The organism is Paenarthrobacter sp. NCHU4564 (genome assembly GCF_052156435.1).
Taxonomy (GTDB): domain Bacteria; phylum Actinomycetota; class Actinomycetes; order Actinomycetales; family Micrococcaceae; genus Arthrobacter.
Map to the genome: position 1 here is coordinate 65,458 of NZ_JBQLIS010000002.1, position 18,739 is coordinate 84,196.

Consider the following 18,739-nt stretch of genomic DNA (forward strand, 5'->3'; position numbering starts at 1 on the left):
CAACGGCGACAGCCACCGTTATTTGCAGCAAAGGAGCCAGCAATGACTGTTTACGCACAGCCCGGTGCGGAGGGATCAAAGGTCACGTTCAAGGACCGGTACGAGAACTGGATCGGTGGGGAATGGGTTGCCCCGGTCAAGGGCGGCTACTTCGAGAACATCACGCCGGTGACGGGCAAGGCCTTCTGTGAGGTTGCCCGCGGAACGGCAGAGGACATTGAACTTGCGCTCGACGCAGCCCACAAAGCGGCACCTTCCTGGGGAAAGACCTCCGCGGCCGAGCGTGCGGCCATCCTGAACAAGATCGCGGACCGCATCGACGAGAACGTTGAACTTCTGGCCGTCGCAGAGACGTGGGACAACGGAAAGCCGGTCCGCGAGACCCTCAACGCCGACATCCCCCTGGCAGCCGACCACTTCCGCTACTTCGCCTCGGCCGTCCGCGCCCAGGAAGGCGGACTCTCCCAATTGGATGAGGACACCACGGCTTACCACTTCAAGGAGCCGCTGGGCGTTGTCGGCCAGATCATCCCCTGGAACTTCCCCATCCTCATGGCCGTCTGGAAGCTGGCGCCGGCACTCGCGGCCGGAAACGCGGTTGTCCTCAAACCTGCCGAGCAGACGCCGACCTCCATCCTGGTCCTCATGGAACTGATCAGTGATCTCCTGCCGGCCGGCGTCGTCAACGTGGTCAACGGCTTCGGCGTCGAGGCAGGCAAGCCGCTGGCTTCCAGCCCGCGCATCCGCAAGATCGCCTTCACCGGTGAGACCACCACTGGCCGGTTGATCAGCCAGTACGCCTCCAACAACCTCATCCCCGTCACCTTGGAGCTTGGCGGCAAGAGCCCGAACATCTTCTTCGACGACGTCGCCGCCCAGAACGACGCCTTCTACGACAAGGCACAGGAGGGCTTCACGCTCTTCGCGTTCAACCAAGGCGAAGTCTGCACGTGCCCGTCCCGCGCCCTGGTCCAGGAAGGCATCTACGACTCCTTCATGGCCGACGTCGTGGCCCGGACCAACAAGATCATCCAGGGCAACCCGCTGGATACGGACACGCAGATCGGCGCCCAGGCCTCCAACGACCAACTGGAGAAAATCCTTTCCTACATCGACATTGGAAAGCAGGAGGGTGCCAAGGTCCTGACCGGTGGTGCCCGGGCCGAGCTCTCCGGTGATCTGGCCGGCGGCTACTACGTCCAACCCACCATCTTCGAGGGACACAACAGGATGCGGATCTTCCAGGAGGAGATCTTCGGCCCGGTAGTGTCCGTCACCAGATTCAGCGACTACAACGACGCCATCGGCATCGCCAATGACACCCTCTACGGACTTGGTGCCGGCGTCTGGTCGCGCAACGGAAATGTCGCCTACCGCGCAGGCCGCGAAATCCAGGCCGGCCGGGTCTGGGTCAACAACTACCACGCGTATCCGGCAGGGGCTGCCTTCGGCGGATACAAGTCATCAGGCATCGGCCGTGAGAACCACGCCATGATGCTGGACCACTACCAGCAGACCAAGAACCTGCTGGTCAGCTACAACGAGAACAAACTCGGCTTCTTCTAAAAGCTTGTGCACGGCAGCCGCCCTCCGCTGGTCCCTGTGGGCGGCTGCCGTGCACAACTGTCCTGTTGTCCAAATGAAAAAGGGAGATCGTCAATGTCGACGACCATGCAAGCAGCAGTAGTTACCGAATTTGGAACCGACCTGAAGGTCATGGAGGTTGAACGTCCGACGCCGGGTCCCGGCCAGGCGCTGGTTCGCCTCCTGACGTCCGGGGTTTGTCATACCGACCTGCACGCCGCCGAGGGCGACTGGCCCATCAAACCGACACCTCCGTTCGTCCCGGGACACGAGGGCGTCGGCGAAGTGGTGGAGGTCGGTGATGGCGTCACGGACGTTGCTGTCGGTGACCTGGTGGGCAACGCGTGGCTGTGGTCCGCGTGCGGTGACTGCCAGTATTGCCGCACCGGATGGGAAACCTTGTGCGAGGCCCAGAAAAACGGAGGCTACAGCGTCAACGGATCTTTCGGTCAATACATGCTGGTGGACACACGCTTCGCTGCCCGCATCCCCGCCGGCTCCGATCCTGTGGAAGTTGCCCCCGTCCTGTGTGCGGGCGTCACTGTCTACAAGGGCCTGAAGATGACCGAGGCAAAGCCGGGTCAATGGGTGACGGTCTCCGGAATCGGCGGCCTGGGGCACATCGCAGTCCAGTACGCCGTGGCCATGGGGTTCCGCGTTGCGGCGGTGGACATCGCTGATGACAAGCTGGCGCTGGCGCGCCAACACGGTGCAGAGGTGACCGTCAATGCCTTGCATGAAGACCCGGCCGAGGTGATCCAGCGGGAAACCGGCGGCTCCCACGGCGTGCTGGTGACGGCGGTGCATCCCTCAGCTTTCGGCCAGGCGATCGGCATGGCCCGGCGGGGTGGAACGATCGTCTTCAACGGCTTGCCTCCCGGAGACTTCCCGGCACCGATCTTCGACATTGTCCTCAAAGGTCTCACGGTCCGCGGGTCGATCGTGGGTACCCGCCAGGATCTTGAGGAAGCTCTGGACTTCTATGCCCAGGGCAAGATCAAGCCAACCGTCTCCACCCGTGAACTTTCCGAGGTCAACGCGGTCCTGGACGAGATGAAGCATGCCAAGATCGACGGCCGCGTGGTGCTGACGTTCTGATGGACAGGATCCAGCCGCAGGAGGACATCAGTGCGCAGCCTGTTCTTGAAGCCTCGGTGACGCTGCCCGGCGAGGACTTTTCCCGGGTAGCCCTCACCGGTGACGCTGTGGACCTCCTGCGCAAGCTCTGGGACCAGCATGGACCCTTGATGTTCCACCAGTCCGGCGGTTGCTGTGATGGTTCGGCGCCGATGTGCTACCCGGCCGGTGATTTCCTGACCGGGGATTCGGATGTCCTGCTGGGCAGGTTCGACATCGGCACGGCAGGAGATGCCAAGCCACTGGGGTTCTGGATGGCCAGGGAGCAATTTGCGTACTGGTCGCACACCCACCTCACGGTGGACGTAGTGGCCGGCCGGGGGAGTGGATTCTCCGTGGAGTCTCCGGAAGGAAAGAGGTTCCTGATCCGTTCCACGCTGATGGACTGGGACGTTCCTGATGTCAGACAGGACTGATCGTCATTTCTGATAACGCGGCGGCGCGAAAGGGCCCCGGTTTGCCGATCTACCGGCAATCCGGGGCCTTTATGCGGGCTGGGACCAAACAATCTGGGAGTCACATCTGCACCACCAGCCACAGGAGAACGTGGTTCGTCTCACTATTCGGGACAAATATGGTCGTCCATCGGCTGGACACTATCCTTGATGAGTCCTATATCATCCCCATCCAGAATGTGGCATCTTTATGAACATTTTCAGGACCAAGTCGATCGAGCAGTCGATCGCTGACGCCGACGAACCCGGCCGTACCCTCAAGCGCAGCCTCAGCACCTGGGATCTCATGATCATGGGTGTCGCCGTTGCCGTGGGAGCCGGTATCTTCTCCGTGGGCGCCAAGGCTGCTGCGAATTTCGCCGGCCCTGCGGTGACCATCTCCTTTGCCATTGCTGCCGTCACCTGCGCCCTGGCCATCATGTGCTACGCGGAATTCGCCACCGCAATCCCCGTGGCGGGCTCGGCTTACGTCTTCACCTATGCCACCATGGGCGAGGTCCTGGCCTGGATCATCGGCTGGAACCTCATTCTTGAACTCTTCACTGCCGCGGCTGTGATCGCCAAGTACTGGGGCATCTACCTCAGTACGGTCTTTGGCCTGATGGGTGTAGACCTGCCGCCGTCCATCAGCCTGGGCGGTGTGGACCTCTACTGGGGCGCGTTCCTCATCGTGGCTATCTTCACCGTGCTGCTGGTGCTGGGGACGAAGCTGTCCGCCCGCGTCGGCAACATCTTCACGCTGATCAAGATCGGCGTGGTGCTCTTCGTGATCGTGGTCGGCTTCAGCTACGTGAAGTTCTCCAACTACAGCCCGTTCGTTCCGGACTCCGTGCCCACCGAAAGCACTGGCGTGGCGGACGTCATGAAGCAGTCCTTCTTCGGTTTCCTTACCGGCGCGGCACCGGCCCAGTACGGCACCCTCGGCATCTTCGCGGGTGCGGCCCTGGTGTTCTTCGCGTTCATTGGCTTCGATGTGGTGGCCACGTCCGCCGAAGAAGTGAAGAATCCGCAAAAGACCCTGCCCCGCGGTATCTTCGGCGGCCTGGCGTTGGTGACCCTGCTGTACATTCTTGTGTCTCTTGCCCTGACCGGCATGGTGTCCTACACCCAGCTGGCGGAAGTGAAGAACCCGACGCTGACCACGGCATTCGAGGCCGTTGGAAACACCGATGCCGCCAAGGTCATTGCCTTCGGGTCCCTCATCGGCCTGACCACCGTGATCATGGTCCTCCTGATGGGCCTGGCCCGTGTTGTCCTGGCCATGAGCCGCGACGGCCTGCTCCCGCGGGCACTGTCCCGGACCAGTGACAAGCACGCCACTCCTGCCCGCCTGCAGATCATCTGCGGTGCTGCGGTGGCCCTGGTGGCCGGCCTGACCAACGTGGATCTCCTGGAGGAAATGATCAACATCGGAACGCTCTCCGCGTTCGTGATGGTCAGCCTGGGCATCCTGGTGCTGCGCAAGAAGCGCCCGGACCTGAAGCCCGCCTTCCGGGTGCCTTTCGGCAAGGTTCTCCCCGTGGTCTCAGCACTCCTGTGCCTGTACCTGATGACCAACCTCGCGGTGGAAACCTGGATCTTCTTCTCAATCTGGCTGGTCATCGGCATGGCGATCTACTTCGCCTACGGACAGCGCCACTCCCGCCTCAACGAGAAGTTCGCTGCGGCCAAGGCGTCCGTGGATTCCAAGCCTGGTGACGAAGACACCTTTACCAAGGTCTGATCCACGCCGCACATAAAGCCGTAACGCCCGGGAACTGCTGTTCCCGGGCGTCTTCGCGTCGGCCCCCGGGGGACAAGCTTGGGGGTCTGCCTTTTGGATCAGAGGCCTTCGGGCTGGTTTGATCAGCGACTAGGGCGCCGCGTGCAGGCTGATCCAGTCAACCAAAGGCCTCAGGGTCTCCCAGCGGGAAGCAACCTCGGCTTGTGCTGCCGGGGTTGAAACCCAGGAGGGTTGCCCCACCTCCATGCCGGCGGACAGGTACCGGTGCTTGAGCAGCCGACCACGGGCGTGCTCCGGATCGAAGCCCCGGGGAACGGTCTTCAGTTGCTCACCCTCGATAAAGAACCCGGCCGCTGACAAGGAATCGACGATCTCCTGAAGTTGCCCTCCGGAGTCCGGGGCATCCACTGCACCCCGGTAGCGGGCCAGTTGGGCCGGGGTGTGGGAATGGTAGCCACCGCCGATCAGGAGGCCGTCGGCATTGACCTGCACGTAGAATCCCACGCCCTCCAGGCGCGAGGCGAAAGCGCCCTGGGCCGTCTTGTACGGTGACTTGTCCTGGGAGAACCTGATGTCCCGGTTGGGCCTGAAGATCTTGGCCGGCCCGAACTCCGGTTCGAGGTCCGCAAGGAGGGCGGACAGCGGCGCCCTGACATCGGCGTCGTACCTGTTTTTGTTCTCCAGCCACCACTCGCGGTTGTTGTTCTCTTCAAGCTCCGCGTAGAAGCGGAATGCTGCAGCGGGGATGCCTTCAAATGTGCTCATGCAAGGATCCTAGGTAGCGCCGCGCGGGCGCAGCCATAGCTGGATTCAGCTATGTGGAAAACGAAGAACACCCCGCTGCGGAATGGATCCGCAGCGGGGTGTTCCCGTAGCAAAAACGCTTAGAGCTTGTTGGCAGCTTCTGCGTCGGAGGAGCCTTCGCCGGCGCCGAGGTTGGCGCGCAGCTTGGCACCGAGTTCGGCGTCAACGTTGGTCCAGTACTGGATGGCGCGTTCCTTGATGTCGGCGCTCTTCACGCCGCCAACGGCACCGGTGATGGTCTCGAGGAAGCGTGCCTTGGCAGCCTCGTCGTAGACCTCGCGGTACAGGGTGCCGGCCTGGCCGAAGTCGTCGTCCTCGGCGTGCAGGGAGTGGGCGGAGAGGGTGAGCTCGCCGTCGTTCTCCCAGCCGCCTGCCGGGGAGGCAGGCTCAACAGCAGCCGGGCCACCAACGGTGTTCGGTGCGTAGACCGGGGTGCTCGGGGAGTTGAACAGGTAGCGTCCCTGTCCATCCTGGCTGTAGTTGTGGACCGGGCTCTTGGGCTGGTTCACGGGGATCTGGGCGTGGTTGGTGCCAACGCGGTACCGGTGTGCGTCAGCGTAGGAGAAGATGCGGGCCTGCAGCATCTTGTCCGGGGAAGCAGCAATGCCCGGCACGAAGTTCGACGGCGCGAAGGTGGCCTGCTCGATCTGCGCGAAGTAGTTCTCCGGGTTCTTGTTCAGCTCCATGGTGCCCACGTGGATCAGCGGGTAGTCAGCGTGCGGCCACACCTTGGTGAGGTCGAACGGGTTGAAGCGGTAGGTCTTGGCGTCCTCGTAAGGCATGACCTGGACGTGCAGTTCCCAGGAGGGGAAGTTGCCGGCTTCGATGTTCTCGTGGAGGTCGCGGATGTAGAAGTCCGCATCTGAACCGGCCAGCGCCTCGGCCTCTTCGCTGGTGATGGAGTTGACGCCCTGGTTGGACTTGAAGTGGTACTTGACCCAGAAGCGCTCGCCGGCGGCGTTGATCCACTGGTAGGTGTGCGAGCCGTAGCCCTGCATCTCGCGCCAGTTGGCCGGGAGGCCGCGGTCACCCATGAGCCAGGTGACCTGGTGGGCGGACTCGGGGGAGAGGGTCCAGAAGTCCCACTGCATGTCAGCGTCACGCAGGTGGGTGCCCGGGAGGCGCTTCTGCGAGTGGATGAAGTCCGGGAACTTGATGCCGTCGCGGATGAAGAACACCGGGGTGTTGTTGCCCACGAGGTCGTAGTTGCCCTCGGAGGTGTAGAACTTCACGGCGAAACCGCGGGGGTCGCGCCAGGTGTCCGGGGAGCCGTTCTCGCCTGCAACCGAGGAGAAACGGATGAGCATGTCGGTCTCGACGCCGGGCTGCAGGAATGCTGCCTTGGTGTACTTGGAAACGTCGGACGTGGTCTTGAACGTACCGAAAGCGCCGCCGCCCTTGGCGTGCACAACGCGCTCCGGGACCCGCTCGCGGTTGAACTGGGCGAGCTTTTCCACCAGGTAGTGGTCGGTCAGGATGATGGCTCCATCGGCGCCGACGGACTTGGAGTGCGCGTCAGACGTAACGGGGGCACCAGACTGAGTTGTGGAAATGGCAGTCATCGTTCTCCTATTTCTTGGTAACTGGTAGTACGGGAAGCTGTTGTTTGGCCTGGCAGTCCTGGCAGATGCCCTGGTAGAGGACGTCTGCAATCTGGATGGTCATTGGCTTGGAGTTTTCGTCCCAGTGCGGCGTAAGGCATGGTGCGTGCCCCACGGCGCAGTCAACGTCCTCCACCTTGCCGCAGCTGATGCAGACGGCGTGGTGGTGGTTGTCGCCCACCCTGGTCTCATAGAGTGCCGGGGAGTGCGGTGGTTCGAAGCGCCGCAGCATCTGCAAATCCGTGAGGTCGCTGAGCACCACATAAACAGACTGCGCCGTCAGTTCAGGTAGTTCCTCCCGGGCGGCAGCGAGAATGCCCTCTGCCGGGGAATGCGGATGATGCTGGACCGCGGCCAATACTGCCAGCCGCTGTTTGGTCACGCGCCGTCCGTGGGACCGCAGGGCAGCGGCCCATGCGTCCTGGTCGGCTGTGTGATCGATCATGCATCCATTGAAGCACTTATTTTGATAAGTTCACAATAAGGCGAGGCTAACTTCCGGCAAACGGAAGACATCAAGCATTGGGCTTGCCTCCTCGGCCGCGGAGCGGCCCACAGCATGCACCCGCAACGACCCGCCGGGATCCGGCGCTTCGACGGCCACGCAGCTGTACCCACTGCTCCGGGAAGACAGGGGAAGGGACCCCAGCGCCGCACCCAAGGCAACAAGCTCACCGGGAAGGACATCCGCGATGCCCGGCGCGCCGCTTGCAGGTTCAAATACCAAATGGTTGCGGCCCGCATCGACGGTCGCCACGAGCGGCGCGTGCTGCGCGTCAGGTACGACGCCGGCACCCGGCTCCGCGCCGCCGCCCGGTCCCGGCAGGGGAGCCTGAAGGCCGGAAGCCGCAGCGCGGACGGACTCCCGGAGCCGGTGGTCTACGAGGTCCAGGTCCTCCTCCGGCTCGGCCACCCGGCGGTAGGCCGGAAGCGCAAGCTGGCGGCCCGGCGTCGTGGTTTCTCCGTGCCAGCGCGCAAACAAATGGAACGTCGGAGTAGACGACTCGGCCACGGGTTCCCCCACCGCGTCCCCCAGCGGGTGCCACAGGTGGGCGAACATCACGGAGCAGCGCGAAGCGCCCAGGACTTCACGCAGGGCGGTGCGTGCCAGGCCATGGCAGTACAACCAGTCGGCGGCGGAAGATTCCGTGAACTCCACGGACGGGTCGGACAGCCGGAGCACAACGTGGCCGGCGGTCAGCGGATGACGCGGACGGGCAAGCTCCCAGAACGCGGAGCGGAACAGCAAGCGTCGTGACAAGACCATTGCACCTCCCTCCCCGGGGTGAGCCTACCAACCAAGCCGTGACAGCGGGAGAAGGGCGAGTCACGGGGCGTATCGCCGGCTCGCTAGGGTAGCAAGGTGGCAAAACTACTGGCTGACATCACCCCCCTGAAAGAGAGCCCGGCTTTTCGACGGCTGTGGATCGGCGGGTCGGTGGCAGCAATAGGCACCCAACTCACCCTCGTGGCTGTCAGTCTGGAGGTTTACCGCCTGACCCGGGAAAGCTTTTACGTGGGCCTCCTTGGCATCTTCGCGTTGGTTCCCTTGGTGGTGGCCGGGCTCTATGGCGGGTCCGTTTCCGACGCGTACGACCGGCGCAAAGTGGCGATCGTAGCCTCGATAGTGCTGTGGGCCACCACAGTGTGCCTTGCGCTGCAGGCGTGGCTGGAGGTGGGGAATGTGTGGCTGCTCTACGTGCTGGTGGCCATCCAGAGCGGGGCCCAGGGCATCAACGGGCCAGCGCGCAGTGCCATCATTCCGCTGCTGGTCCGCAAGGACCTCCTGCCCGCAGCGAACGCCCTGAACATGCTCACGTTCGGCCTTTCCATGACCGCCGGCCCGCTGCTGGCCGGCGTCCTCGTGGCTACCATCGGTTTTGGCTGGACCTACACGATCGACGTCGTTAGTTTCACCTTCGCCCTATGGGGACTGTTCACCCTGCCCCCGTTGCCTCCGTCCGACGATGCGGTCCGGCCGGGCCTGCGCTCCGTGGTGGAAGGCTTCAGGTTCCTGGGAACCCGGCCCAACGTCCGCATGACCTTCATCATCGACCTCATCGCCATGATCTGCGCCCAGCCCCGCGCCCTCATGCCGGCCATCGGGGCCGTCATGATCGGGGGCGGCGAAACCACCGTGGGTGTGCTGCTCGCCTCCACGGCCGTGGGCGCTTTCCTGGCGGGGCTGTTCTCCGGACCGCTGGGCCGTGTCCGGCGGCAAGGCAGTGCCGTGGTGTGGGCAGTGGTTGGCTGGGGTGCGTCCATCGGCGGCTTCGGCTTGGTGGTGCTGCTCGCCGGAGACGCCGGGCGCGGGGGAGTCACCCCATGGCTGATACCGGCCGCAGCGTGCTGCGCGCTCGCAGGCATTTCAGACTCCGTCAGCGCCGTCTTCCGCACCACGATCCTTCAGTCCGCCACGCCGGACCATCTGCGCGGCCGGCTGCAGGGCGTGTTCATCGTGGTGGTTGCCGGCGGTCCGCGGGTAGGGGACATGCTGGCCGGGGGAGTCACGCAGTTCCTCAGCGAAGGGGGAGTGCTGCTGCTGGGCGGCATCCTTTGCATCGTCCTGGCCTGGCTGGCCTCCCGGCTGCAACCCGGTTTTGTGGCGTACGATGCCAAGCACCCCACGCCCTGAGCCGAAGCCATTCACCGCCCCGGGGGCCGGGCCCGCGGAACATGCCGCCCGCCGTCGGCGTTAATCCGGACAAAACAACCGACGAAAGCGATTGGACCACCGTGCACAGACACAACAATGGACTCAAGACCGCAGCGCTCTTTGGCGTGCTGTGGGCGGTGCTGTTGGGTTTGGGCGCCCTCATCGGCGCCGGTACGCGAAGCTCTGCCCCTATCTGGATCATGGCGCTGATCGGCGTGGCAACCACGGCCTACGGGTACTGGAACAGCGACAAGATCGCCATCCGTTCCATGTCTGCCTACCCTGTCTCCGAGGCCCAGGCTCCCCAGCTGTACCAGATTGTCCGGGAGTTGTCCGTACGGGCCAACAAGCCGATGCCCCGGATCTACCTCTCGCCCACCATGACGCCCAACGCCTTCGCCACCGGCCGCAACCCCAAGAACGCCGCAGTGTGCTGCACCGAAGGGATCCTGCACCTGCTCGATGCCCGTGAACTCCGGGGGGTGCTGGGCCACGAACTGATGCACGTGTACAACCGGGACATCCTGACGTCGTCAGTGGCCGCCGCCGTGGCTGGCGTCATCACGTCCGTGGGGCAGATGTTGCTGTTCTTCGGCGGCGGGGACCGGCGGAATGCCAACCCGATCGCCATGATCGCCATGGCCCTGCTGGCGCCGTTCGCGGCCTCGCTAATACAGATGGCCATATCCCGCACGCGGGAATACGACGCCGACGAGGACGGTGCCCAACTTACCGGGGACCCGCTGGCGCTGGCTTCGGCGCTGCGGAAGATCGAGTCCGGAGTTTCCCAGCTTCCGCTGCCGCAGGACCAGCGACTGGTCAACGCCTCGCATCTGATGATCGCCAACCCGTTCCGGGGCGGTGGAATGCGCCGGTTGTTCTCCACGCACCCTCCCATGGGAGACCGCATTGCCCGGTTGGAGCGGATGGCAGGGCGGCCGTTGTCCTAGCCGCGCGGGGTTCGTTGAGGTCGCCGGGCGGCCACTGAGTCAAGTGCGAACCCCCGGAAAGGCAAAAAGCCGGGGTGCGGCACACCCCGGCTTTTCCTGGTGCAGAACCTAGCTGCGGAAGTTCACGAACTGCAGGTCGGCTTCCTCGAAGTTCTTGAGGATGGCCATGGTGGCCTGCAGGTCGTCGCGGGACTTGGACGTGACGCGGAGTTCGTCGCCTTGGATCTGGGACTTGACGGACTTGGGGGCTTCGTCGCGGATGATCTTGTTGATCTTCTTGGCGATGTCCTGGGCGATGCCTTCCTTGATGGTGCACTCCAGGCGGAATTCCTTGCCCGAGGGGTAAGGCTCGCCCTGGTCCAGGGACTTCAGCGAGATGCCGCGCTTGATGAGCTTGGACTGGAAGACGTCCAGGACAGCCATGACGCGGTCCTCGGAGTTGGCCTTCATGAGGATTTTCTCGCCGCTGAAGTCGATCTCGGCGCCGACTCCCTTGAAGTCGTACCGCTGAGCGATTTCCTTCTGTGACTGGTTGAGCGCGTTGGCGACCTCTTGCTTGTCCACCTTGCTGACGACGTCGAACGTTGATTCGCCTGCCATGACTCTCCTTGGGTTCGGGGCCCGGTAAGGGCGGTTTGTCTGGCATCAAGCCTAGTACGGAAGGGCAGCATTGGGTCCGTGGATCCCTTTCACAGTTCGCTCACAGCACACGCAGGGTTGGAACGAAGGCTGTGGACCGAGAGTTGTACCTGTTGGAAGAGCACACCGCCGGAGGTAAGCATGAGCAGCAAGGCCGTCCAGTATGTCAGCAAGTCCGCGTCCGTGGCGGCCGGAACCTTGGGCACGGCGGCGGTTGCCGCAGCCGGCGCGGTGGCAGCGGCAGCGGTGGCGGCCTCTATTGTCCTCAGCCCGGTACCCGATGCGGCTGCACGCATGGACGGTGTCCACGCAGACCTGCAGCGGGCCGTGGAGCTCAACCAGATCACCGCCGAACAGGCCGCGAAGTTCGAGGCGAAACTGGCCGGACGGATCCTCGGAGAGGCCTGATTCCCGGGCGATTCCGGGCCGTGCGCTCCCGATTAGATTCTTGGACGGAAGTTCTGTAAGGTTGTCTCTGCCTTCGGTTACCGGATCGAAAAGAAACGGTCTTCCGGAAGTGATCTTCTTTTGAAGTTCGGCAGATTACCCGAGCGGCCAAAGGGGGCTGACTGTAAATCAGCTGGCACTGCCTACGGGGGTTCGAATCCCTCATCTGCCACCAACGGGAAATCCCCGGAACCATCTGGTTCCGGGGATTTTTTTGTTCGTCCCGGTTGCATCCCGGGTTGCCTACCGGCCACATGGCAGCGGCCGGGCGGTCTTACGCTTCGCTGCGCCGGGCGGTGTGCTCCCGGAGTTCTGCAATCTCTTTGCGCAACGCGGCGATTTCGGCCACGAGTCCGGCCATCTCGGCACGGACAGGTGCCTCTGCCGCCGTCGTTTTCTCTTCCATGGCGGAGGCGACGTCCTCAGCGTTCTCCTCGATCCGCTGCACCAGCCAGGAGGCGATGGACGCGGTGACGATACCCAGCACGGCAATGCCGCTCATCATGAGCGCGGCGGCCACAAGCCTGCCGATGGGCGTGACGGGGTAAAGGTCGCCGTAGCCCACCGTGGTGATGGTGGTGATGGCCCACCAGGCAGCGTCGCCGAAGCTCACGATCTTGGCGTCGGGGGCATTCTGTTCCACATCGAGGACGGCCAGCGCCCCGACCAGGATCAGCATGGCTGCCGAACCGGCGACGTAGGTGGCGATCCGCCCCCGCAGGGTTTCGCCCACGGTCCGGTGCAGGACCGACAGCAGTGTGACGAGGCGAAGGAGGCGCAGTGGCCGGAAGAAAGGGAGTACCACGATGAGGAGCTCGTGGAGGTTCCAGAGAAACCATCGTCCGCGCTCTTCGGCCAGCCACAGGTTGATGAAATAGTCCAGGGCGAAGATGCCCCAGGTGATCCACAGGACGATTTCGAAGGGCAGGGCGGCAGGACCTTCCACGCGCCCGATGACCTGCCAGGCGTACGCGGTGAGGAAGATCAGGGCCGTGGCCATCAGGGGCCACTCCACAAGGTCCCGGTAGCGCGCTTGAGTCATACGGGAATACTAGCCACAGCCAACGCCCGAATCCGGCCGAAAGCAGCTAGGCGGCGGGAGTTTCCAACCAGTAGCCGTCCATGTGGTGGACCAGCTGCCGGCCCAGGCCGCCCTTGAGCTGGACCCAAAGCGTGCTGCGGTCATCCGTCATGCCGTCGATGGTGCCTTCGATGCGGTTGCCGCGGGCGTCCTGGAGGACGACTTCCTGGTGCCGGTCCAGGGTGGGCCATACGTCACCGGGGATTGGGGTGGTCAGCAGTTCGCTCACAGGGTTCTCCTTAAATCTTCACGACGTTTCGGGGTTCCAGATATTGTGCACGGGATTCATGAACCGGCGGTAAACGTTTGTGCAAACGTTGGACATAAGTTGGACATAAATCAGGGGCTGCACCAGGCAATTCCTTGGTGACGCAAAATGTTACCCGCGGGTAACATGGTGGAATGCACCTCCTACTGCGAACCCTGTTGCTGCTGTTCACCTCGTCCAGGCGTCCCCCTCTGAAAGCCTGGGACACGTCATCCTTGCCGCTGCGGGTCCTGCCCACCGACATCGACATCGCCCTGCACGTCAACAACGGCATGTACTTTTCCCTGATGGACCTGGGCCGGTTCGACCTCATGGTGCGCAGCGGGATCTGGCGGAAGATGCGCAAACGTGGTTGGAGCCCGGTCGCTTCCGGTGAGACCATCGCGTTCCGGAAATCGCTCCAGCTGTGGCAGCAATACACGATCGAAACCCGGATCATCGGGCTGGACACCAAGGCCATCTACTTTGAGCAGCGCATGGTGGTGGACGGCGAAATCTACGCCCGTGCACACATCGCCACGCGCCTTGTAGCCAAGGGCAGGCCGGTGACCCAGGAGGAGATCATCGCAGAGTTCGGCGCTCCGCCTGCGGACATGGAATTGCCCGGATGGATCCACGAGTGGCGGGAAAACAACGCCCTCCCCGGGGCGCGCCGTCCGGCTCCCCACATGTGGAGCTAAGAGCCGACGTCCCGCCGCTGCAGCCCCACCGCAGCGGCCACCACGAGAATCGCCGAGATACCCCACAGGGCGGCCGCGGCACCCGCATTGGCCCCGTTGGTGACCGGCGAATTGCCGTAGGCCCAGTGGTAGGGCGAGAAATCCAAGAGCCACTCGAGGTCGGGTGCCTGCCGCCCCACGGCATTGAAAACGTAGCCGAGCACCGCCACGCCCGCCCCGGCGGCCAGCCCATGGACCTTTCGCCCCGTCAGCGCCCCGGCGCACAGCGCCACGGTTCCGCTCAGCAGCGCCAGTCCGGCGAAGTGGACCATGGCTCCCGCAAGATGCCCGACGTCGATGCCCAGTTGAGCGGGCCCGTTGAGTCCCAGCACCAGCACGAAGACCAGAAGCGACAGGGCAGCTACGCGGACGAGGAGTGCCAGCGCGCGTTCCAGGACCACCTGCACACGGGTCACGCTGTGCGCCAGCGTCAACTCCAACAGCCCGGACTCTTCATCACCCCCGATTGCCGCAGCGCCCCATCCCACGGAAGCCAGTGACATCAGCAGGAAACCGATGAGGCCAAACAACGTGGCCTGGGTGTAGCCGGTGCCGGTGGCGATTTGGTCGTAGTTCAGCGCCTTGGTCATCTCCCGGGGGAGGGCATCGATCATTTGCTGCATCTGCGCGCTGCCCCCGATGGAGGGGTACAAAGGCAAATACAGCATGATGGCAGCAGTCAGTCCCAAACCCCACGCGACCGTGGAACGCCATGAGTCGGCCAGGCTCTTCCGTGCCAACGGCAGAACACCGGGCAGGAGGCCCCGTCCTGCGATGCGCGTGGTCTCAGCCACCCCGCACCTCCGGCATACGGTTCCTGCCAGGGTCCGGCTGCCCGGCGGAATAGAGCTTCAGCACCTGGTCCTCGAGATCCGGTTCCTCCAGGACCAGATCCAGCACATCCAACCGGGCCAGTTCCCGCACCAGGGGCTGCACGTGGCCGGACAGGGCCGCGGTTGCTTCTACGGCACCGGCTCCATCGCTGGACAGCCCGCGTACCTCCGCATCGGCGATGCCGGGCAGCCGGGCCAGCAGCGCACCGACGTCGTGCGCTGTGGTTCCGGTGACCGTGAACCTGAGCCGGCGCACGGCGGAAGCCCGCAAAGCTTCCACGGTTGAGATGGTGACGATTCCACCGTCGCGGAGGATGGCCACGGCATCGGCCGCCTGCTGTACCTCCGACAGGACATGGGAACTAAGGAACACGGTGGCGCCGTCCCGGACGGCTTCCCGGATCATCGCGTGGAATTCCTGCTGCACCAACGGGTCGAGTCCGCTGGTCGGTTCGTCGAGGACCAGCAGTTCGGGCCGGTGCATGAAGGCCTGCAGCAGGCCAAGTTTCTGCTTGTTGCCCTTGGATAACTGGCGGGTTTGGCGATCAAGGTCCAGCCCGAGCCGTGCCGCCAGCTCTTCCACGTACTGCTCCTGGACGGTTCCGCTGATGGCCGCGAAATGCTCCAGCATCCGCCGGCCCGTAGTCCGGTTCTCCAGGTGCAGTTCGCCGGGCAGGTAACCGATCCTGCGACGAAGCGAAGTTCCCGCCCGCCGGGGGTCTTCTCCCAGGACGGAGACCACGCCCGCGCTGGGGCGGATGATGTCCAGGAGGCACCGCATCGTGGTGGTCTTTCCCGCCCCGTTCGGACCAATGACGCCAAAGACCGAGCCGCGTTCCACCCCAAAGTCGAGCCCGTGCAGCACTTCCCGCTGCCCGAAGGTCTTCCGTAACCCCGCAACCCGCATTGCGGGGCCAGGCACAATTCCCGGCATGCCCATACGCTAGGCCCGTGCCCGCCTCCCCACAAGGTGCCCGCATCATAACGATGTGGCACCAAAGGCCGCGTCGGGAGGCAACCATATGCCGGAGTCGAACATACTTGCTTCACTGTTTCCGGTGCGGAAGCAGCGGCAGGGCTTCCGCCCGGGTTTTCATGGGGTAGCAGTATGAGGTTCGCAGCGTCAGCGACCACGCGGTCAGTCCGCAGGATCCACAGAACAGCCACGGCGCTTGTGCTGGCAGGGGTCGTGCTTGCATGCACGGCGGCGGCCGCGCCCACGGCCACCGCACAGCCTGCTGCTTCGGCGCCCGCCAGGGTGGTGACCGAGACGGCCACGCCGCCCGTGACGGGCGCCATCGGACACCTCTACACCACCAGCACGTGGGCGCGCAGCGTGCTGCTCAAACCGACTGCCGCAGAAGAGTGTTCGGCTTCGGGCTGCGTGCAGCGGTTCGTCGGAGGCGACATCGCCTGGTCCCCGCGCACCGGCGCCCGCGTGGTGGTCAACGGCCCGGTGCGCACTTCCTGGTGGGACGCAGACGGTCCGGCCGGCTTCCACGGCTATCCCGTGACTGATACCACCAGCGGCCTTCGCAACGGCGGAACAAAGCAGGTGTTCGAACGCGGCGCCATTACCCACTCGCCGGCCACGGGTGCGCAGCGGACCGGCGGTTCAATCCACCTCGCGTGGGGACGTTCGGGTTTCGAAAGCGGCTACCTCGGGTACCCGGCCAGCGGTGAGCGGACAGGACTGCGCGACGGCGGTGTGTACCAGGTCTTTGAACGGGGCTTTGTGGTGTGGTCGCCGGCGTCGGGGGCGCATCCCTCCATGGGGGCGATCCGTGAGCGGTGGCGGCTGTCCGGCATGGAGAACGGCGAGCTTGGCTACCCCACCACGGATGAGTACCGTGGCCTGCGCAGCGGTGGATCAGCGCAGCACTATCAGCGGGGCACCATTGTCTGGTCTCCCGGTACGGGAGCAAAGGCACTGGCCGGGGCCATCCGCGGCTACTGGAATGCAACGGGCGGGCAGAACGGTGCCCTGGGCTATCCGGTCAGTGAGGAGTACCGCCAGGCCTCTTTCGCCTACCAGCAGTTCCAAGGCGGCACGGTCTACTGGTCTGCCGCCACGGGCGCCCACTCCACCACCCACGGCGACATCCACAACCGCTACGTGTCCCTGGGCGGAGCCGCCGGGCAGTTGGGGCTGCCGCTGACGGACAAACTCCCCAGGGCCGGCGGGTTGGTCCAGCAGTTCGTCAACGGCTGGCTCGTCTGGGGACCCTCCACGGGAACACGGATCGTCGGCCACCCTACCTACAAGGTATGGTCCATCAACCCGGGGGAGTTCGGGTGGCCGCTGAAGGACTCCTGGACTGACGCACGCGGGGCCCATGTGGCCTTCCAGAAGCTGGAAACAATCTGGAACGAGACCACGCAGGAACTCTACTCAGCCGAACCGGTGGACGCTGCCACGGTGGTGTTCCTTGGGGACTCGCAACTCGACCTGGATTCCTGGGGCGAACAGGGCGCCCGGGCAGCGGGCTATCCGCGTCAGGTGGTCCGCAGCATCGGCGGACTCGGCTACGTGTCCGGCAGTCCCGCCGTCGGAGGTGGTTCGGCCACCGATGCCATGCTGGCGGACCGGATCCTGCTGCCCCAGGGCAACCCGGGGCTGGTAGTGGTGAACCTGGGCGGCAATGACGCAAGGATCGGTGCCACGGATGCTGCCATCCTGTCCCAGGCGAACCGGCTCTGGGACGAACTGCGCCGGAAATATCCGCGGAGCACCATCCTGGTCAATGGCGTGCTGTCACGCTACGACGCCGGGCATGCGCAGCGCCGCTGGGTGGACGGGCTCGTGACCCGGGAAGCGGCCGTGAGGGGCTGGCCACGGATTTCGATGGCGGGCACCGCCACGATCGCGGGGGCAAACGGCAACTATCTCGACGACGTCCACCTCACCCAAGCGGGCCACAACAAGGTCGCGCCGTTGTATGCCTCGGCACTGCGCTACGTCCTCGGTAAATAGCCACATCCGGCGCGCCGCCATTTATTCCCGGTGACGCGGGAAGCGAACAGCGGGGCCATCCACGGGACTTGACGGGCGGGGTCGCGTACCGTGGAAGCATGGCTACAGTTGACATCACTGGAGAACAGTTCGCATCGACCGTTGAGGACAACGACATCGTCCTGGTGGATTTCTGGGCTGCCTGGTGCGGCCCGTGCCGCCAGTTCGCGCCCACTTACGAGGCTGCCTCCGACAAGCACTCGGATGTCGTCTTTGCAAAGGTGGACACCGAGGCCGAGCAGCAGCTTGCAGCCGAAGCCGGAATCTCTTCCATTCCCACGCTGATGGCTTTCCGCGAGAAAGTCCTGGTCTTCTCGCAGCCGGGTGCGCTCAACGGCCCTCAGCTTGAGCAGGTCATCGAGGCCGTGAAGGGCCTGGACATGGACGAGGTGCACGCCCACGTTGCCAAGCAGCGTGCCGAAGCCCAGGAAAACTAGACCAACCCGCGTCCAGCGCGGAAAAAACACGAGGTCGCCGGAAACTTCCGGCGACCTCGTCCTGTTTCCGGCAGTTTCTGCCGGGACAGCTGGTCTTAGAGGCGTTCCAGCTTGACCGGTTCGGCAAGCAGGGCGCTCAACGACTCGTTCAGGTCCTGCACGGCAACTCCCTTGGAGTGCTTGTCCAGGAGTTCCTCGGATTCCCAGCGCTCAGTGAGCACCAGCTTTTCCTCGGTGGCTTCCGTCAGTTCGTAACGGATGCAGCCGGGCTCGTTGACCACCTCATCGATCGCAATTTCCAGGGCAAGCTTCACGCGGTAGAACTCGCCTTCGTTGGGGATGAACGTGGCCTTCAGGTCAATGGGTTCACTCATGGCCCCAACACTACCGGC

General features: G+C 64.2%; 20 protein-coding genes and 1 tRNA gene. 11 read left to right on the forward strand and 10 right to left on the reverse strand.

The window, feature by feature from the left end:
• Positions 1-42 precede the first annotated feature (42 nt).
• From exaC to ACSVIE_RS02760, 4 genes are all read left to right on the forward strand, one after another.
• A complete protein-coding gene (gene exaC, locus ACSVIE_RS02745; protein ID WP_442422947.1) occupies positions 43-1,566 on the forward strand; it encodes an acetaldehyde dehydrogenase ExaC in 1,524 nt (507 codons plus the stop codon).
• Positions 1,567-1,659: 93 nt separating this feature from the next.
• Positions 1,660-2,682: an alcohol dehydrogenase AdhP gene (gene adhP, locus ACSVIE_RS02750; protein WP_426003754.1), complete on the forward strand. Its 1,023-nt coding sequence runs from the start codon at positions 1,660-1,662 to the stop codon at positions 2,680-2,682.
• A complete protein-coding gene (locus tag ACSVIE_RS02755) occupies positions 2,682-3,137 on the forward strand; it encodes a DUF779 domain-containing protein (RefSeq protein WP_442422948.1) in 456 nt (151 codons plus the stop codon). The genes adhP and ACSVIE_RS02755 overlap by 1 nt, the downstream gene beginning before the upstream one ends.
• 229 nt (positions 3,138-3,366) lie before the next feature.
• A complete protein-coding gene (locus ACSVIE_RS02760) occupies positions 3,367-4,899 on the forward strand; it encodes an amino acid permease (protein ID WP_442422949.1) in 1,533 nt (510 codons plus the stop codon).
• A gap of 129 nt (positions 4,900-5,028) precedes the next feature.
• On the opposite strand, the gene ACSVIE_RS02765 is transcribed toward ACSVIE_RS02760, so the two are convergent.
• The 4 genes from ACSVIE_RS02765 to ACSVIE_RS02780 form a co-directional block, all read right to left on the reverse strand.
• On the reverse strand, positions 5,029-5,664 hold the full coding sequence (locus ACSVIE_RS02765; RefSeq protein ID WP_442422950.1) for a DUF2461 domain-containing protein: 636 nt from the start codon (positions 5,662-5,664) through the stop codon (positions 5,029-5,031).
• Positions 5,665-5,783: 119 nt separating this feature from the next.
• Positions 5,784-7,265, reverse strand: a complete 1,482-nt coding sequence (locus ACSVIE_RS02770) for a catalase (RefSeq protein WP_442422951.1) — start codon at positions 7,263-7,265, stop codon at positions 5,784-5,786.
• A 7-nt stretch (positions 7,266-7,272) separates the two neighbouring features.
• A complete protein-coding gene (locus tag ACSVIE_RS02775) occupies positions 7,273-7,749 on the reverse strand; it encodes a Fur family transcriptional regulator (protein ID WP_426003749.1) in 477 nt (158 codons plus the stop codon).
• A gap of 30 nt (positions 7,750-7,779) precedes the next feature.
• Positions 7,780-8,571: a hypothetical protein gene (locus tag ACSVIE_RS02780; RefSeq protein WP_426003748.1), complete on the reverse strand. Its 792-nt coding sequence runs from the start codon at positions 8,569-8,571 to the stop codon at positions 7,780-7,782.
• 96 nt (positions 8,572-8,667) lie between these two features.
• Between ACSVIE_RS02780 and ACSVIE_RS02785 the strand changes: the two genes are divergently transcribed.
• Entirely contained in the window at positions 8,668-9,939 is a 1,272-nt protein-coding gene (locus ACSVIE_RS02785; RefSeq protein WP_426003747.1) for an MFS transporter, read from the forward strand.
• Between the two features lie 101 nt (positions 9,940-10,040).
• Positions 10,041-10,910: a zinc metalloprotease HtpX gene (gene htpX / locus ACSVIE_RS02790; RefSeq protein WP_426003746.1), complete on the forward strand. Its 870-nt coding sequence runs from the start codon at positions 10,041-10,043 to the stop codon at positions 10,908-10,910.
• Positions 10,911-11,018: 108 nt separating this feature from the next.
• Here the strand turns inward: htpX and ACSVIE_RS02795 are convergent, their stop codons facing one another.
• Positions 11,019-11,510: a YajQ family cyclic di-GMP-binding protein gene (locus ACSVIE_RS02795; protein WP_426003745.1), complete on the reverse strand. Its 492-nt coding sequence runs from the start codon at positions 11,508-11,510 to the stop codon at positions 11,019-11,021.
• 180 nt (positions 11,511-11,690) lie between these two features.
• On the opposite strand from ACSVIE_RS02795, the gene ACSVIE_RS02800 reads away from it, so the two are divergent.
• Positions 11,691-11,957 carry a hypothetical protein gene (locus ACSVIE_RS02800; protein ID WP_426003744.1) on the forward strand — a complete coding sequence of 89 codons (267 nt, stop codon included), beginning with the start codon at positions 11,691-11,693 and terminating at the stop codon, positions 11,955-11,957.
• A 129-nt stretch (positions 11,958-12,086) separates the two neighbouring features.
• A tRNA-Tyr gene (locus ACSVIE_RS02805) sits at positions 12,087-12,171 on the forward strand.
• A 99-nt stretch (positions 12,172-12,270) separates the two neighbouring features.
• Here the strand turns inward: ACSVIE_RS02805 and ACSVIE_RS02810 are convergent.
• A complete protein-coding gene (locus ACSVIE_RS02810; RefSeq protein ID WP_426003743.1) occupies positions 12,271-13,038 on the reverse strand; it encodes a potassium channel family protein in 768 nt (255 codons plus the stop codon).
• Positions 13,039-13,084: 46 nt separating this feature from the next.
• Entirely contained in the window at positions 13,085-13,306 is a 222-nt protein-coding gene (locus ACSVIE_RS02815; RefSeq protein WP_426003742.1) for a hypothetical protein, read from the reverse strand.
• A 173-nt stretch (positions 13,307-13,479) separates the two neighbouring features.
• On the opposite strand from ACSVIE_RS02815, the gene ACSVIE_RS02820 reads away from it, so the two are divergent.
• A complete protein-coding gene (locus ACSVIE_RS02820) occupies positions 13,480-14,025 on the forward strand; it encodes an acyl-CoA thioesterase (RefSeq protein ID WP_442422952.1) in 546 nt (181 codons plus the stop codon).
• On the opposite strand, the gene ACSVIE_RS02825 is transcribed toward ACSVIE_RS02820, so the two are convergent.
• Positions 14,022-14,822 carry an ABC transporter permease subunit gene (locus tag ACSVIE_RS02825; protein ID WP_442423069.1) on the reverse strand — a complete coding sequence of 267 codons (801 nt, stop codon included), beginning with the start codon at positions 14,820-14,822 and terminating at the stop codon, positions 14,022-14,024. The genes ACSVIE_RS02820 and ACSVIE_RS02825 overlap by 4 nt on opposite strands.
• A gap of 28 nt (positions 14,823-14,850) precedes the next feature.
• Positions 14,851-15,831, reverse strand: a complete 981-nt coding sequence (locus ACSVIE_RS02830) for an ABC transporter ATP-binding protein (RefSeq protein WP_442422953.1) — start codon at positions 15,829-15,831, stop codon at positions 14,851-14,853.
• Positions 15,832-16,005: 174 nt separating this feature from the next.
• Between ACSVIE_RS02830 and ACSVIE_RS02835 the strand changes: the two genes are divergently transcribed.
• Both ACSVIE_RS02835 and trxA read left to right on the forward strand, forming a co-directional pair.
• Positions 16,006-17,871, forward strand: coding sequence for a GDSL-type esterase/lipase family protein (locus ACSVIE_RS02835; protein ID WP_442422954.1), 1,866 nt, complete (start codon positions 16,006-16,008; stop codon positions 17,869-17,871).
• 98 nt (positions 17,872-17,969) lie between these two features.
• Positions 17,970-18,347, forward strand: coding sequence for a thioredoxin (gene trxA / locus ACSVIE_RS02840; RefSeq protein ID WP_426003738.1), 378 nt, complete (start codon positions 17,970-17,972; stop codon positions 18,345-18,347).
• Between the two features lie 95 nt (positions 18,348-18,442).
• On the opposite strand, the gene ACSVIE_RS02845 is transcribed toward trxA, so the two are convergent.
• Positions 18,443-18,721: a putative quinol monooxygenase gene (locus tag ACSVIE_RS02845; RefSeq protein ID WP_426003737.1), complete on the reverse strand. Its 279-nt coding sequence runs from the start codon at positions 18,719-18,721 to the stop codon at positions 18,443-18,445.
• Positions 18,722-18,739: the final 18 nt, after the last annotated feature.

Bases quoted from the DNA above. Each gene is read 5' to 3' on its own strand.
- exaC (WP_442422947.1), top strand. From the start codon at position 43: ATGACTGTTTACGCACAGCCCGGTGCGGAGGGATCAAAGGTCACGTTC.
- adhP (WP_426003754.1), top strand. From the start codon at position 1,660: ATGTCGACGACCATGCAAGCAGCAGTAGTTACCGAATTTGGAACCGAC.
- ACSVIE_RS02755 (WP_442422948.1), top strand. From the start codon at position 2,682: ATGGACAGGATCCAGCCGCAGGAGGACATCAGTGCGCAGCCTGTTCTT.
- ACSVIE_RS02760 (WP_442422949.1), top strand. From the start codon at position 3,367: ATGAACATTTTCAGGACCAAGTCGATCGAGCAGTCGATCGCTGACGCC.
- ACSVIE_RS02765 (WP_442422950.1), bottom strand. From the start codon at position 5,664: ATGAGCACATTTGAAGGCATCCCCGCTGCAGCATTCCGCTTCTACGCG.
- ACSVIE_RS02770 (WP_442422951.1), bottom strand. From the start codon at position 7,265: ATGACTGCCATTTCCACAACTCAGTCTGGTGCCCCCGTTACGTCTGAC.
- ACSVIE_RS02775 (WP_426003749.1), bottom strand. From the start codon at position 7,749: ATGATCGATCACACAGCCGACCAGGACGCATGGGCCGCTGCCCTGCGG.
- ACSVIE_RS02780 (WP_426003748.1), bottom strand. From the start codon at position 8,571: ATGGTCTTGTCACGACGCTTGCTGTTCCGCTCCGCGTTCTGGGAGCTT.
- ACSVIE_RS02795 (WP_426003745.1), bottom strand. From the start codon at position 11,510: ATGGCAGGCGAATCAACGTTCGACGTCGTCAGCAAGGTGGACAAGCAA.
- ACSVIE_RS02800 (WP_426003744.1), top strand. From the start codon at position 11,691: ATGAGCAGCAAGGCCGTCCAGTATGTCAGCAAGTCCGCGTCCGTGGCG.
- ACSVIE_RS02810 (WP_426003743.1), bottom strand. From the start codon at position 13,038: ATGACTCAAGCGCGCTACCGGGACCTTGTGGAGTGGCCCCTGATGGCC.
- ACSVIE_RS02820 (WP_442422952.1), top strand. From the start codon at position 13,480: ATGCACCTCCTACTGCGAACCCTGTTGCTGCTGTTCACCTCGTCCAGG.
- ACSVIE_RS02830 (WP_442422953.1), bottom strand. From the start codon at position 15,831: ATGCCGGGAATTGTGCCTGGCCCCGCAATGCGGGTTGCGGGGTTACGG.
- ACSVIE_RS02835 (WP_442422954.1), top strand. From the start codon at position 16,006: ATGAGGTTCGCAGCGTCAGCGACCACGCGGTCAGTCCGCAGGATCCAC.
- trxA (WP_426003738.1), top strand. From the start codon at position 17,970: ATGGCTACAGTTGACATCACTGGAGAACAGTTCGCATCGACCGTTGAG.
- ACSVIE_RS02845 (WP_426003737.1), bottom strand. From the start codon at position 18,721: ATGAGTGAACCCATTGACCTGAAGGCCACGTTCATCCCCAACGAAGGC.